Source organism: Paenisporosarcina sp. TG20 (genome assembly GCF_000286315.1).
Classification (GTDB): Bacteria; Bacillota; Bacilli; order Bacillales_A; family Planococcaceae; genus Paenisporosarcina.
The window spans coordinates 1-14492 of record NZ_ALJG01000260.1; the positions used below are offsets into that span (position 1 = coordinate 1).

Consider the following 14492-nt stretch of genomic DNA (forward strand, 5'->3'; position numbering starts at 1 on the left):
AACTGCCGAAAGTCGGGTTAAGGATAACTGTCAATATTATTTGCACGTCCACGAACGACTCAATGATTTTTATAAAATTAAGTGATTGAAGCGGGAAGCGTCCGCCTGTAACGGAAATCACCAGAGCCAATTAACATGAATAGAGGACTGTTCGAATAGTCATTTCAAACGACTTTTCGAACAGCCCTGTATTTGATTCTATTTTTCTTTGATTCGTACGAGATAAATCATTTCCCGTTGAATAATCGTTGTTTTTTCTTGTTGGTCCAATGTAATCGAGTCTTTATATACATCTGATAGAATTCCTTCAATAGTTGAATCAATCATCTTGACTTGTACGTGGTTCTCTTTAAAAAGTAGCAGGTACACGTCTAAGGGAATTCGGAAGAATAATTGAAGTAACTCTGGAGAAGAGGAAACGACATCACCGAAATTGAACGTTAAATCTCGTCTAAAACAAGGATCTATTAGACTTAGTTCTGGGTCATGGAAAGGTTCTGCATACAGGGCATAAGGTTTAATCGTTTCTATTTGGCTATAAGGGTAAATTAATCTAGTTTCTTCTTCCTGAAGACTAACAAAGTCAAATCCAGATAGAGTGACTTTTCCTTCGACAGTCTCCCCTAGACCATTTGTGATTTCAACTCGTAGGCCGATTAATCCATCAAAAACTTTTTGGTAGGTTTCGTTTATCGGTCGTTCACTATCTAACGCTAAATCCAATAGTAGTTCATTAGCAGCTTCAATTTCTTCAAGAACTTTTTCTAACGCATTTGGTGGAAGGCAGTCAGTCGGGGAAGGAAGTTTGGGAGAAGGGAATCGTTCAGGACAACACGCTTCTGGAATACAAAAATCATTAATTAAACTATGTTCTCCTACTCTACTTGTATCGGTATAACTATTTTCTTTTTTCATTTTTTCACACCTCCTTTATACATACTATATGTAGAAAGAGAGAAGAAAACTATTCTTCTCTCCCTAGACCACTATTCTTCTAACGGTGGTAAAATTTTATTCAACTCATTGTACACCCTCATAATTCCCCACATGCCTTGCTCGATATCCCACATGATATTGCCAGATCGATACATATAATCACCTGGGAATCCTTTATAAGCACCCGCTCCACCGAGTAATTCTAAGTTTTGATTGCCACCTGCTATGTTGAATCCACTAAAAGATTCAGTGCGAGAATTTATATTCATTGCTTCAAAACGCCATCGGTGGCCATGAAGGTGAAATGTATGAGCCCTTCGTCTTTCTGCTGGCGTAATTAATCTTATCGTTACCGGATCTCCCACATAACTTTCAAACAATGGGGTAGCAGGATCTTTGAAAACACGTGAACTGAATAAGTCATGAAGCACCGGCTTCTCTAAAAATCGATTTATTAACCGTTCATTTCGATAGTTAAAACCACGAGACCCTTGATCGTACGTGTCGACTTCTTCCACTTCTTCAGGTGGTGGAGGAAGTAAAACTCCGGCAAGAGGATCGATAATGACGTCATCATTTTTATCCAATAATCTAACTCCGTCATGCATAATCATCACAAATTCTCTTATATCGGGTAAAAGCGCATTACGTAGTATAACGCTTGCGCCTGTTCGTACAGGTTCTAGTGTATATGGATTTAAATATTCAGTACCACGAGGTTCAGCAATAAAAGCTCCGAAAGCCCCTTGTGATTTGTGGTTACGAATATCGGCCATATCCCACATTCCACAAGATCCAACTTGAGCATCTACCTCCCATCGATACGTTCTACTTTCACCTGGCCCAACAGTTTGATCGCCATTGAATCCAACAGTTTCACCCGCTGAAGTTTTCACGTCATACTGAATTAATTGGGGATGCAGAGAGATTCTAAGAGAGGGTGGGTAATAGGCCTGTTGTTTGACAGTTGGATATGGGTAAATCCCATCTTTAAAAGGAAATAGTTCTTTTTTCAATAGACTGGTTACTGTTACTTCTACAGTGTCCCCAACATTCCCACGAATCACTAGAGGTTCCGGTCTTTTCGTCCCTTTAAGAATGGCATCCATATCTTCCTTTAGACTGAATACAATTCCATGTGCGTCGTAGTCTCCGTAATCGTTATACATAATAGGAATCTGAAAAGCAACAACATCAAAGTAACGTACCGGTCCGTTTTTAACTGGCATTCGTGTAGGATCTGCCGCTCGTGGCGGTTTCTTTCCATTACACTCTGGCAATGGTTTTGATCGCTTCAAAGGAACCGGACGATCCGTTAAAGGTATTAAATCAGGCACCTTTTCATCATAAGCTCGAATTAACCCCCAAAGCCCGTTCCATAAATCTTCTTCTGTTTCAAAAGCCCATAAGTAATCTCCAGATCTCGGGATATACGTCTCCACCGTAAAAGACTCTGAAATACCAATATGTTGCTGCTCTTCCATTTTAGAATTTAAATTATGACGTTCCCTCAGCCATCTAAGTCCATGAATATTGAGACTATGGGACTCTTCTTGAGACCCTTGCAGGAGACGAATACGAATGGAATCTCCTTCGTATGCTCTTAGGATGGGAGTGATCGGATCGCCATTTACGTAAGAACTAAATGTATAGGCTGGGTCACAATCCGAACCTAGACGAAATTGTAGCGGTTCATTTTTATAGTTAACGCCAAATAAACCTGGGTCATCATTAGAGCCTGGAAATTTCGGAGGATTAAGCGGCATACCATTTTTATCGAACAACAATGCGAAGTCTTGAACAAATAACACAAAATCTCGGTAATCTGGAATTATTGGGTTTAGCGAAGTGATCTGAGTGCCATAATTGGTTTTTTCTCCTGTTGTCGAGTTGAGAAATTTTGTGAAGCGTGGATGAACAACACCCGCTCCAAAAACCCCATGCTGCTGGTGAGCGTTTGGATATAAATGATCATGGAAGAACCACGCTTTTAACTCTACATCTGCGTAATATTTATACTGTATGGTTTCACCTGGCAAGACGGAGGAGTCATAGTTCCATCCGACATTCGCACCATCGTTTACGAGTACATCGAATTTCACAAAGTGTACATGACACCCTGTTTCATACGTTCTTGTCACCAATTGGAATGCATCCCCATCGAGGATATGAGGCAATCTATTCGTGAAATTTATGTGATACGACGTATGGGCAGTGGCATGAAAGACTAGCGGCTCAGGCTCTTTTTTCCCTGAACAAACATCTTCTAAATCTTCATCCAGAATATAAATACGTCCTTTTGGATCATGCCACCCCTGTTTGTTGTACGTGATCGGCAGTTCAATTAACGAAATGTTAAATACTTGATCAATCGCACTTTCAGGACAAGGATCCGTAAATACAGCCCCAGGTTTAGGATTTTCAATCGCCGCATTACGTTCCAATTCAGTCAATCCCCTTCCACCTATTATGCCAAGGGGAGGACGTGGCGCCTTGTAACCAACTTTACCAGGAATAAAATTCGGGAATCCCGGTTTTAATTTGGTTGGCTTTGGTGGAGCTTTTCGGTCTGGTAATGGCTGCAGCGACTTAATTGGAACACCGTTTGGATAACATTGGCTGCCATCTTGAAGCGTATTGAACACACGGTTCAATCCCCACATGCCAGCTGCAAAATGTGGATAAAGATGGCAGTGAATGATTGCATCGCCAAAGGATCCTTGCAAACTCCCTAACCCATAAAGTGGCTCAATTGTATAGTGGGTCTGAGGGCTGGTCGATTGCGCATCAAGTATTTCCGAACTGAGATCTTGTGGATCACTCAACCACTGATGGACATGGTAATGGAAAACGTGCGTCTCCTTTACCCCACCATGAATGACACGTATTCTCGCCGGGTCCCCAACATATCCCCGTAGAATTGGTGTAGACGGGTCTCCAAAAACCCATGAGTCATGATGAACTTCTTCCCCCTCACAATTCGGACAAACGACCCCTTCTGCGATAAGCTGTTGACGTCTATTGATTGGTTCAAATCGGTAATTAGCCCCGTGAAATGATTCCTCTTCTTGATTTGTCAAATGATTAATCGGGCGGTTGCCTGTTAAATCATTCACTTCCATTTCATCATGAAAAATCCATGCATACTCCCGGAATGAAGGCAACAATGGATGGTGTATATCGGCATATACCCCGCTATTCATCGTCTTTCCGGTCTCGGGATCAGTCCACCAGGAAAAGCGTTTCTCAACAAATAACGACCCTAGTAATCCATTTGAATTAGACCCTTTTTCACCGCTTGCCGGATTGCCTAAATCAGAAAAGAGGTACACGCCTTCCTTGATGGCGTGAATGCGATATACAGTAGAGTCAAAAGGTGCAACCGTACTGTCTTCGTTTAATCCAACGCTTGCTCCGTCAGATTGGCATACATCATACTCTGCATTTTGAAAATGCATGCTTGTGTTAAAGCTCAGTTTATTTTCAAAAAGAATTTCCACTATTTCTCCTTCATTTGCTCTGATGACGAGAGGACGAACAAGTTCTATAGGAGAAAATGGGTTTTTCTTAACTAAATCTCTTATTTTTTGTTCATTTTCTTTCAATACGTACATCATTCCATTTGGGTTGTGATCACCAAATGTGTTCAAAACGATTCGAATAGGTATAGCTACTACATGGTACTTTCTAATCATGTAGCATCCTCTACCGAATTATCTTTTAAATGAGGAATTTTTGCTCCAATGCCCGTTTCAATATAGAACACATCAATAGAATCGATATGCACTTTCCATTCTTTTCCCTCTAATGCTGGTACGGATGTTGTTTCTACATCCAGTGCAACAATATCTTCCATGACCCCTTTAATTTCTCCAATAAACATAAATGGAAATGCTTCAGTTAGGATAAAGACTCTTCGCCCAATATTTCGCTTAAAATGCGTTACGAGGGCATCTTCTCTTTTATCATTAATCAGTCCAAATGCATTCAGGTTAGTCATTCTCGATTGCCTCCTTATCTATGCTAATGGGAACACCTCGTCACTAGGAATTTCGGTTGAGTAAGAAACGATTTGCTCAAACGGAATACTTAGTGGAAACGGGGAAATATAAAATGGGGCATTCACCATTTTAATAATGACTGGTGACAATGTCAGATGCCCAGGGTGCACTTCGGCGATTGTACCAGCGAACAGCGGACGAAATACTTGACCCAACAGGTTAAGCTGTGCGGCTCGTGTAATTACCAACATCTCTTCCCCTACTAACTTTTGTAGCTCTAAAAACAAGATGTCTTCTGTTTGTGTCAATCATATAACCTCCTACATTTTATTAAACATAGATTTCAATACATTTTTCCATAAGAAGTAAAATCGCATCGTGGAGACATGTCGAATTTCATGGAGTGGGATTATGCTTTCTGTCTTGAAAAATGTTAGAATCAACTCTTTTTTCGTTGTTTCTAAAATCTTTCCAAAGACATTGCGATCAGCCGTTTTCACTTCTACCCACATACCTCCCCATGAATCGAGATTTGTTTGTAACGTTTCTTCAAAGAACTGTTGTTTAAGTGCTTCTTTTTTTGATACTGTTTCACCGAACTTAAGCACGAGTTTTTGTTGCAACTGGTTATCATAAATAAAATGTTGGTGGGTGTTCGAATAGGTAGGAAAGCCGAAGGGAATAGTTGCAGAACCAATAGCTGTAAAAGGAATCCAAATGCGTTTTTGTAAATCCGTTATCATGACAAAGTCTCTTCCGATGGTGGCGACTTTTCCTTCTATCTTCACAGTCACATCGTTTTCCACAACAGAAGAAACAACGACTTGTTGATTTCGTTTCATTTTAAAAAATTGTTTTAGGACAAGGGGTTTTCGGCGGGTTTCATCTTGATTTGTTACATGAAACAAGTTTTTCTGATTAATATATTCTGTCAGTATTCTTGTTTCTTCCGAGGAAACTGCACTCGTTGGTGACGAAAACGCTTGAGAAATTAACAATCTATCCTCAGCTTTCTTGTCTGTTGCCAAGTTAATCTCTTCTTGCATTATAAAGTTCCTCCAAATGATTGCTCTCCCCCAATTTATGGTTTCTTATGAATTCAGCGTAAATTCATGTCTAAGTTATTGGGGATTTACGGGATAATTCTACCTAGACACTTCAATTAACTGCTGTAGATGGTCAGCAACTTCTTTAATATTTACTTTTTTCCCACCTATTGACATATCGTGTCGGGCCCTTATTTGGTCATGTGAATCAACCATATACATGGTTGTGGAATGAGTAAGAAATCCATCTTGATTTTTATCATAATAAAAATTAAAGTATTTCGTGAATTTTTTTGTTTTTTCTTCAGAACCTCTTAAAAACAACCAGTTAGTGCTAGAAATATCTAAAGCATTTTTATACTGTATGATTCTCTCTTTGGAATCGTAGGTTGGGTCTACTGTGACCGATACAATCAGATACTGATCTTCCGATACTCCTTTTTCCTTCATTAGTTGCTGCAAATCCTTTAAATCAAACATGGTAGTCGGACAAATATCCGGACAGTTTGTATAAAAGAATGTAACTAATTTCGGTTTTTCTAGGACAGATGGATCTTCACCTCTGACTTCAGTTAGTGTCCACTCTTTTACAGTCCCAAGTTTCGGCAAATCAATTGATTGTGGATGAAAAAAAAGCAAAGCCATGACTCCAAACCCTACTATAAGCACGGTGACAAAACGTTTCATTTGTACCTCCCTTCCAAACACTTTAGAAAACCAGATTTTATGCCTTAAATGAATAACGAATGAAATGACAGATGAGTGCATGAAGGCAAGCGGTGAATATTGCAAGGCTATACATATTCGTTGCAATCATAGTCTCTGATACAATCGGGATGTTACACAGGGCTGGATCTTGTAAAACAGCGCCGAGCATCATTCCCATTGTTCCACCCAGTGTGCCATTATAAATGCCATTTAGAGTAGCTGGTGCTTTAATAATTGCAGAGAATCTCCAACCAATTATTAACCCAACTAGGATAGGCAGAATGTAAAAGAATCTTTGCTCTGGAGGAAGTAATAGTTCCAGATATAGCGCGAAGGCAAATGAGGATATCATCGTAATGGCCATGCACATGGTCTTAGTAAATCGATCATCAAATAATAAATGTTTCTTTTTAAACATCCTGTAAACTGTTGTCAATTCAGTTAAACTCCACAGACATAGTAAAATGATGATTAGCAAGGCTCCATCACGCCCTTTTAATTGAAATAATGATAGTGAATAAAAGTAAAATAAAAAAGCCGTGAATAAACCAGTTAAAAACGATTGGCATATCGATAATCGTTCCAATCATCGGTGACATTAATCCAATAACAACGCCATTGGTTAACCCTGTGACAAATGTTTGGTAATCAAATAAGATTCCATAGAATGCTCCAGCCACCATTCCTACTAATGTGGAAATAATGGTTATCCAAGTGAAATGAAAAGGAAATTGTTGAATAAGTAATACACCCATAAATAGGGCTACCATTCCGCCCATAGCCACGCAAATATTCATTCCTAATTGAAACCCAATCAATCTCTTGTTGTTACGTACATATAAATAGAAACCAATAGCAATCATTATGTCCAAATACAATAAGAGCAAGATTGACATTTAGCCATACCCCCACATCTACTTACTGTATGTAGAATACAGAACCTCAGTAACTTGTCCATACCATCTTGAGATAATTTGACATCATGCATATAAAATTGAAACCCGACAAGTGACGTAAAAATGCCTATTTTTTCCTACAACTAGTTCATATACTACAATCAAGATAACTATAAGAGACGATAATTAGAGTTGATAGAACTACTTAGAATTCTCTTGAAAAAACCTCTAATTCACAATCGTTAGATTCACGTCCTAGTTGAGTCAAATTCATAACTCCTTAATTCGATAATTATCCGTTTTTTTAGACAGATATCGTTTGATTGTAGCGCAAGGCGGCGACTCCAGTGGGAATAGCATGAGGCTAGAAAGCCCCGCAGGAAAGATGCTTTGCCAAAAGCCAGTATCTTTGCGACGAGTAACCGCAGAAGCACAATGGAACGAAGACTAAGAACACCAAGTCGCAAGTCAACGTCTTCGCGGGCCAAGATCCTGTTGGCCCGAGGAGATTGAAGCCGGGCCCCACGGAAAGTGTCCGCATGGAGCGGAAATCAACTTTGTCCGGATTTTATTTCCATATTTTGTATTGTGAAATTGATTTAGTTATTAAATTCTAAATAAATTAAGGAGGCATTTAGCATTCATGAAAGTTGGACCAATTAATGCGTTTGATGGATTTCCTGTTTGGTATAAAGATAATAACAATTTACGTCTTCAACTGAACGTTGACCCTGCTGATCCTTTCTCTGGCATCACCCCTGCTGATTTACCTGACCCAACACAACCGGTTTCTTTTCCTGACAATTATCCATCTGAAGCTTTTTATAGCCAGGTTGAGGCTGAACTAACAACTGGTACTGGTGAAAGGGCTCGGCTTGTTTTAGCATTAGAAGCAGCGTTTGTAACTGAAGTCCCGAGAATTGGTGATCAAATTGTGTTTGGTCGAATTCGTATTCGCATTGATGGATTACAGCCAAATGTAGAATACACTGTGACACATCCATATGGAGTAGACACTTTCATTACCGAGCCTGATGGAGAAGGGTTTGGAGAGATTAACTATACAGAAGATATTGGTGGAATAAACGGAGGTTTTGAACTAGCTCCGAATAATCGAGTACATCCCTTCTTGCGATGGGATCCTAACGAAACGCCAAATGCTCCGGAAGGATATATTGGAAACCAAGCGTTGGAACACTCAATAGTAGGAAGTGTGTTCATTGACCAATTTGGGCAACCTCAAAACTATTTCAGAATTGAAGGTCCGGGAATTGGTATTGGTTCCCCTGATCGATCATCTAACCCTGAGTTTGATGCGGACAATACGATTGAAACAAGACTTTTCACTGTCTTAGGTACCATTTCACCGATTTCAGGTGTTGATGTAGAGAGAGCTACTTATACACAAACCGAAAACTCAGGAGGGTTTCTAGATGTATTTGCAACTTCAGATGACACTGCTCAAACGATTAGTGTCACAGGTAGCGGTTTCGACACTACATTACTAGATGGTCTCAATGGACAGTACTTTGCTCGCGTTCGATTTACAGGGGAAAGACCCCCTAGCACCATTACCGTTACAAATTTGAGTGATAATCCAAACAGTATAAAGGAAGTTGTACCAGTTGATTTTATTACCGCTTCTGCCACCTATGATACAGATACACAAAACCTGACGATTGTTGTTACATCTAGCGATACTATTGGTGCGCCCATCCTATCCATTGAAGACTTTGGATTTGGAGTTATAGATATTCCACAAAATGGGGTAAGCACAACAAATCTTATATATACTCCTGCTACTGTGACCATAAACTCTGACGCAAAAGGACAGAGAACCATACCAGTTTCAATAACTGGGTCTTCAGATGGTCCGATCCCTGTATCAGCCAATGCTGGAGAAAATCAAACAGTACTAATCAGTACACCAGTTACTCTGAACGGGACCAACTCTACAGGTCCGATAATATCTTATAATTGGATTCAGTTATCTGGTACGCCAACTACTCTACTAGAACCTACTACCCCTACACCCACTTTAACTGCCCCGAGCACTCCTGGGACTCTTATTTTTGAGTTAACAGTTGACGGCGAGGGAGGCCCATCTATCTCTACAGTAATGATTACAGTTATAGAATTTGCTCCAATACCGACTGCTAATGCGGGACCAAATCAAGCCGTGCAACAAGGAACAGTTGTTCAGTTAGTAGGAAGCGCAACCGGTGATGTTACAAGCTATCAATGGGAACAACTTACAGGAACTACTGTTCAATTAGCAAATGCAAATTCATCAATAGCCACTTTCACATTCCCAACACAACCTGAAACATTGATTTTCACATTAACAGTAATAGGACCTGGAGGTATTTCGTCTGATGAGGTCCAAGTGACATCTATTTCTGAGAACTTAACTGTTACACGAGCAGAGTTTCGAACTCGTGATGCAGAATGGAGAATTACGGGCACATCCGATGTACTTGGGACCGGAGTAACTATTTCAATCTATATTGGTACATCGCCTTCAGGTCCACTCCTTTCACAGGTACCTGTAGATTCACTTGGTGACTTTGCGTATCGAATCGAAGGATCTAATATAGAGCCTGATGAAACCCGAGTAATTACCATTCAATCTAGCTCAGGTGGAGCACTCACCAATATTCCACTCAATATACGAACCTAATACAGAAAGAAAGGAGAAGAAACATGGATAGATGTCCAAAATGTCATGGATTTAAAAGCTGTAAATGCGAGCGTGGCCCAAAAGGTCCTAGAGGTTATCAAGGCCCCCAAGGACCCAAAGGAGAGCAAGGAATACAAGGTGAAAGAGGAAATCAAGGCCCTCCCGGACTAAAAGGTTCTCCAGGAATTAAAGGACCTAAAGGAGACCCAGGACCCCGAGGAATTCAAGGCGACAAAGGGAGTCAAGGGTTACAAGGACCTAAAGGAGACCAGGGTGTTCAAGGAATTCAAGGAGATAAAGGTAACCGAGGGTTACAAGGATTTACAGGAGAACAAGGTGCTCAAGGAATTCAAGGAATTCAAGGACCACCAGGTAGGCTAGAATTTGCTCATGGTTTTGGAATTTGTAATTCAGAAAGTTTCGTGTCTGGTGTTGTGATTTTTGTCATGCCAGGACCTTTGCAAGATATTGAGTTACTTCGAGAAGGCTTGAAGGTATTAGAAGCAGGAGTATATCAAATTAGCTATAAAGTGATATTGAACACTAACGCCATAACCTGTACACCTTCAAGATTTCACATAAAAGTCAACGAATCAATAACGATAGAATCATCAATGACCCAATCTACCACTGCTACTACTCTCGCTTCCACTGACTTGTTTTCTCTACAAGAAGGTGACGTTGTAAAGCTCGTTGCTGAATTACAGGAACATTTTAGTTACCATATTGCGACATTACAACTTATCCAAGTCGGCTAAACATAGAGAAGTAAAAAACGACCGAATTTGTATCTTCGGTCGTTTTTTTGGTGTGAGCCGTCCCTGGGATAGCCACAAATAAACTCCGCCTATTAATCTATGTTCATTAACCATTCTTCCATAGTCTTTTGTTACCAATGATTTAGGATTATATGGAAATGAGAAATCACTGTGTTAGTTGGATATCCACGGGTGTCAATTGGGTTACAAAACTTAGATTTGCAAACAGATGCCCTAACTCAATATAGATGTGTAAAAATTACTCACGATAAGATGAGTGGATCGAAACATGCAAGATTTAATTGACCTTGTCAATAACTTGAATAATCAAAGCATTGGGTTTCTCAGTCTTCAAGAGAATCTCACCCGTTAACTGGACATGTTTTTTGTGTCTACCTATATTAAAGAAAACTGTCAATATTATTTTCAATTTGTTCCTCAAGGTAAATACTTGCTAGCTCATAGTTGCTTGTGCTCTTAATTCTATTCAGCTGCCTAGAATTGGATTGCTAGTCTTACTAGTTATTAAAAATGGGCTGTCCAATTAAGTCCCTAAAATAAAATAGATGGAGAAAAATGAGTGATTTTTCTCCATCTATTTTTTAATTGTAGTGTAGTACCTTTCATTTTACTGAAAGGTTTTAATTTACTTCTTTAGAGCAGTAGGCTGACTGGAATGTAGGCGGCGACTCCTGGGGGAACAGCACTAGCTGAAGACCCTGGACTGAGCGTAAATGGAACAAAAGCTAAGAACGCCTCAACGCGAGGCAACGCCTTCGTGACCAACACCCTGTTGGCCCGAAGCGGCTGAAGCGGTGCCCCCGGAAAGCGTCCGCCGCAATAGGAAATCAGCCAGACTTTTTAGAATGGTGTGAGCCGTCCCTGGGATAGCCACAAATTGAGGAACATTGGTGTCTATCCCAGGGGCGGTGGAAGGGTGTATTCTAATGTTATGAAAACCGTTAACTGGACATATGTTTTATGCCTACCTATGTTAAAGAAAGCTGTCAATATTATTTTCACGTCCACGAACGACTCAATGATTTTTATAAAATTAAGTGATTGAAGCGGAAAGCGTCCGCCTAAAACGGAAATCATCAGTAGATAATCATAGCCATTCAAAATGAATAGAGGGCTGTGCGAAAAGTCATTTCAAACGACTTTTCGCACAGCCCTGTTTTTAGTTCTACTCTACCAGACATCAGTCAAAAGCAGATTGATGGTATTCATATATTTATGCCTATATAGTAAATAATCGGACTTCTATCATTCCAGGGTCGCGAAATGAATTGGTACAACAACAAGCGGTCGAATAGTTCACTTAGCCATTTAAGTCCGGTTGAATACAAAAACTTAGACCCTTTAAAGTGTTTGATTTAGTGTTGACAATCCAGTTTTCGACAAATATAATTTAATTCTTTCTCTCCTTAAGCATGTTCTCCTGATTTTCAATTAGTTTCACTACGTTAATTGGTGGTAAAATTAGAGCAGGAACATTTGAATTTGCTGTGTATGTAGACACTAAAGATCTTAAATATGGGAACAAAATTGCAACTGAATTAACTTCAGCAAATGATTCTCTTTTATCAATGTCGATATTGTCTAATTGAAATATACCAGTGACATCTAAATTCATCGAAAATGGAAAATTTTTTTCTTTTGCATGTTCAAATATATTTAATATTAGTGTTACATACATGGTATTTTCATCGTCATCTTTATATTCTACAAATCTTTCAATATTAAAATCTACTGTTATTGAGTTCTCTACATAGTCATTATTTAAATGGAACTCAACATCATTTACTTGATAGTTTATAAATCTTAATCCACTCTTTAAATTGTCTGCCATTATGAAGCTACCCATAGTACATTTTCAGTTATCATATTAGGAAGTTTTTCAAAATTATAATTACTCTTTTTTGCTGAGTAAGTAACTTCATTAGCTTTTTGTTGAAACTCTACAGTAATTATTTGCATTTGCGATTGATTGCTGTGTTCAATTTCTCCGAATCCTGCACTAATAAGATTCTTTTCATATTTTTCATCTGTTATTTGATGAAAATGGTTTTCAATTTCCTTTATTTTTTTAAATATATCCATAATGAATGCCTCCTTTTAGCATAACACATACTTATTTTACTGTAATTATATGCGGTACTTTAGGAAATATTGACTCCAAAATAATAATCACTCAATAATGCGCTAAACATTTCTACACGTTCTTTAAAATCATGTTCAAGTATATTATCGACAATATCCAAATTCTTTATACATACTTGTTCTTGTGGCATATACCCAATTCTTGATTTAATTTTATTATATGAACTTTTATTCAAGCAAAAGACTGCCCTTACTATATCAAAATCCTCTGCAAAGCTTAATTCATTAAACATGTAGTTCAGAACTACTCCTTCTGCTATTTGATCATTGGGAACCTTTTTCTTTTCAATCATTAACTTGTGCACTTGATCAAAAAGAATTTTATGTTCTGCTTTTGTTAAATCAAATATTCTAACCTTTTGAGTTACTATTTGAGATTTAATTATTAAATAATGATTAATGAGATTTTCATAATTTAATATTTCCTCTTTATGTCTATCTTTAAACATATCCATAATCCATTTATAAGAATATAAGTCTTCTATGAAAAAGTAACTTCCATCACCCAACCAATGCTTTTTACCTCTTGTAATAAACATTCGCTGACTGTGAAGTATTTCTTCTCCCCTACTTCTCTTAGTGCCATGGTATAAAGTTTCAGAGTACATGAATGCTCCTTAATTAATCAATTCGACATTTAGTTAGCAAATCCTTTAAAAAGCAAACTACTATATGTTTCTACTGTAACACTTTATTGGTGAACCCTAAAATAGTTTGACTATTTTCGGAATTACTTACTTAAATTAACTCAATTATACAGTATTTATGTTCAATGGTTTGTCGTTTCATGTCGAATGTAATATTTATTGTAAGCCGTCGCTGGGATAGCCACAAATTGGGGAACATTAGTGTCTATCCCAGGAACGGTGGAGTGTTTATTCTAGTGTTATGAAAACCGCCAACTGGGCATATGTTTTGTGCCTACCTTTATTAAAGAAAACTGTAAATTTTATTTTCGCGTCCCTGGGAAAGACACAAAAGAATATGGGGATATAGCAGCCTAAAGATGGTGTTTATATGTGTCTCAAATCGCTAGGTCCGTCTATTTTTCTCCACCATTTTTTACATATTTCTCTAAACTAACTAGTGATGCCTACTACTTTAAATACCAATGCCTCACTCCTAAACTCTATGCGGAACTCATCTGGACTACGTAGTATAAATCTGGGGACGACCGAATGCCTTTGCTTTCATTTCTTCAAAAATGAAGTTCCATTGTACTAGGCATTGCTTTTCATTTTGTACAGAGTTCTTTCAATGATTTTTATAAAGTTAAGTGATGGCTAGTTGTAAAATTAAATGCA

The 14492-nt window shown here is 38.6% G+C and carries 14 protein-coding genes and 1 pseudogene; 4 read left to right on the plus strand and 11 right to left on the minus strand.

Annotated elements, in window-relative coordinates; translation table 11 throughout:
* Nucleotides 1–198: 198 nt before the first annotated feature.
* The 8 genes from B371_RS0107280 to B371_RS0107315 all read right to left on the minus strand — a co-directional run bounded on the left by B371_RS0107280 (nucleotide 199) and on the right by B371_RS0107315 (nucleotide 7587).
* Nucleotides 199–915: a hypothetical protein gene (locus tag B371_RS0107280; protein WP_019413648.1), complete on the minus strand. Its 717-nt coding sequence runs from the start codon at nucleotides 913–915 to the stop codon at nucleotides 199–201.
* 71 nt (nucleotides 916–986) lie between these two features.
* The gene (locus tag B371_RS0107285; RefSeq protein ID WP_019413649.1) at nucleotides 987–4631 is read right to left on the minus strand and encodes a multicopper oxidase; all 3645 of its coding nucleotides are present in this window, start codon (nucleotides 4629–4631) and stop codon (nucleotides 987–989) included.
* A complete protein-coding gene (locus tag B371_RS0107290) occupies nucleotides 4628–4936 on the minus strand; it encodes a hypothetical protein (protein ID WP_019413650.1) in 309 nt (102 codons plus the stop codon). Before B371_RS0107290 ends, B371_RS0107285 begins: the two co-directional genes overlap by 4 nt.
* An 18-nt stretch (nucleotides 4937–4954) precedes the next feature.
* Nucleotides 4955–5245 (minus strand): hypothetical protein, encoded by a 291-nt coding sequence (locus B371_RS0107295; protein ID WP_019413651.1) that lies wholly within the window; start codon nucleotides 5243–5245, stop codon nucleotides 4955–4957.
* Between the two features lie 12 nt (nucleotides 5246–5257).
* Entirely contained in the window at nucleotides 5258–5983 is a 726-nt protein-coding gene (locus B371_RS0107300) for a hypothetical protein (RefSeq protein WP_019413652.1), read from the minus strand.
* Between the two features lie 99 nt (nucleotides 5984–6082).
* Nucleotides 6083–6670: an SCO family protein gene (locus tag B371_RS0107305; protein WP_019413653.1), complete on the minus strand. Its 588-nt coding sequence runs from the start codon at nucleotides 6668–6670 to the stop codon at nucleotides 6083–6085.
* Between the two features lie 37 nt (nucleotides 6671–6707).
* Nucleotides 6708–7127, minus strand: a complete 420-nt coding sequence (locus tag B371_RS0107310; protein WP_019413654.1) for a hypothetical protein — start codon at nucleotides 7125–7127, stop codon at nucleotides 6708–6710.
* A gap of 49 nt (nucleotides 7128–7176) precedes the next feature.
* Nucleotides 7177–7587: a hypothetical protein gene (locus B371_RS0107315; protein ID WP_019413655.1), complete on the minus strand. Its 411-nt coding sequence runs from the start codon at nucleotides 7585–7587 to the stop codon at nucleotides 7177–7179.
* Between the two features lie 643 nt (nucleotides 7588–8230).
* Between B371_RS0107315 and B371_RS0107320 the strand changes: the two genes are divergently transcribed.
* From B371_RS0107320 to B371_RS24460, 4 genes and pseudogenes are all read left to right on the plus strand, one after another.
* Complete coding sequence (locus tag B371_RS0107320; protein ID WP_019413656.1) at nucleotides 8231–10267, plus strand: hypothetical protein; 2037 nt, start codon at nucleotides 8231–8233, stop codon at nucleotides 10265–10267.
* Nucleotides 10268–10290: 23 nt separating this feature from the next.
* Nucleotides 10291–11025: a collagen-like protein gene (locus B371_RS0107325; RefSeq protein ID WP_019413657.1), complete on the plus strand. Its 735-nt coding sequence runs from the start codon at nucleotides 10291–10293 to the stop codon at nucleotides 11023–11025.
* A gap of 171 nt (nucleotides 11026–11196) precedes the next feature.
* A pseudogene (locus B371_RS24010) lies at nucleotides 11197–11392 on the plus strand (DNA invertase); the annotation flags it as partial.
* 917 nt (nucleotides 11393–12309) lie between these two features.
* Nucleotides 12310–12405, plus strand: a complete 96-nt coding sequence (locus B371_RS24460) for an IS3 family transposase (protein WP_157185165.1) — start codon at nucleotides 12310–12312, stop codon at nucleotides 12403–12405.
* A 31-nt stretch (nucleotides 12406–12436) separates the two neighbouring features.
* Here the strand turns inward: B371_RS24460 and B371_RS0107330 are convergent, their stop codons facing one another.
* The 3 genes from B371_RS0107330 to B371_RS0107340 are packed head-to-tail and all read right to left on the minus strand — an operon-like array spanning nucleotide 12437 to nucleotide 13796.
* Nucleotides 12437–12877 carry a protein-export chaperone SecB gene (locus B371_RS0107330; RefSeq protein WP_019413658.1) on the minus strand — a complete coding sequence of 147 codons (441 nt, stop codon included), beginning with the start codon at nucleotides 12875–12877 and terminating at the stop codon, nucleotides 12437–12439.
* Complete coding sequence (locus tag B371_RS0107335) at nucleotides 12877–13128, minus strand: hypothetical protein (RefSeq protein ID WP_019413659.1); 252 nt, start codon at nucleotides 13126–13128, stop codon at nucleotides 12877–12879. The genes B371_RS0107330 and B371_RS0107335 overlap by 1 nt, the downstream gene beginning before the upstream one ends.
* Before the next feature lie 59 nt (nucleotides 13129–13187).
* The gene (locus B371_RS0107340; protein ID WP_019413660.1) at nucleotides 13188–13796 is read right to left on the minus strand and encodes a hypothetical protein; all 609 of its coding nucleotides are present in this window, start codon (nucleotides 13794–13796) and stop codon (nucleotides 13188–13190) included.
* Nucleotides 13797–14492: the final 696 nt, after the last annotated feature.

Coding starts and splice junctions, on each gene's coding strand:
- B371_RS0107305 (WP_019413653.1), bottom strand. CDS start 6,670: ATGAAACGTTTTGTCACCGTGCTTATAGTAGGGTTTGGAGTCATGGCT.
- B371_RS0107300 (WP_019413652.1), bottom strand. CDS start 5,983: ATGCAAGAAGAGATTAACTTGGCAACAGACAAGAAAGCTGAGGATAGA.
- B371_RS0107325 (WP_019413657.1), top strand. CDS start 10,291: ATGGATAGATGTCCAAAATGTCATGGATTTAAAAGCTGTAAATGCGAG.
- B371_RS0107320 (WP_019413656.1), top strand. CDS start 8,231: ATGAAAGTTGGACCAATTAATGCGTTTGATGGATTTCCTGTTTGGTAT.
- B371_RS0107340 (WP_019413660.1), bottom strand. CDS start 13,796: ATGTACTCTGAAACTTTATACCATGGCACTAAGAGAAGTAGGGGAGAA.
- B371_RS0107280 (WP_019413648.1), bottom strand. CDS start 915: ATGAAAAAAGAAAATAGTTATACCGATACAAGTAGAGTAGGAGAACAT.
- B371_RS24460 (WP_157185165.1), top strand. CDS start 12,310: ATGAATTGGTACAACAACAAGCGGTCGAATAGTTCACTTAGCCATTTA.
- B371_RS0107285 (WP_019413649.1), bottom strand. CDS start 4,631: ATGATTAGAAAGTACCATGTAGTAGCTATACCTATTCGAATCGTTTTG.
- B371_RS0107335 (WP_019413659.1), bottom strand. CDS start 13,128: ATGGATATATTTAAAAAAATAAAGGAAATTGAAAACCATTTTCATCAA.
- B371_RS0107330 (WP_019413658.1), bottom strand. CDS start 12,877: ATGGCAGACAATTTAAAGAGTGGATTAAGATTTATAAACTATCAAGTA.
- B371_RS0107315 (WP_019413655.1), bottom strand. CDS start 7,587: ATGTCAATCTTGCTCTTATTGTATTTGGACATAATGATTGCTATTGGT.
- B371_RS0107290 (WP_019413650.1), bottom strand. CDS start 4,936: ATGACTAACCTGAATGCATTTGGACTGATTAATGATAAAAGAGAAGAT.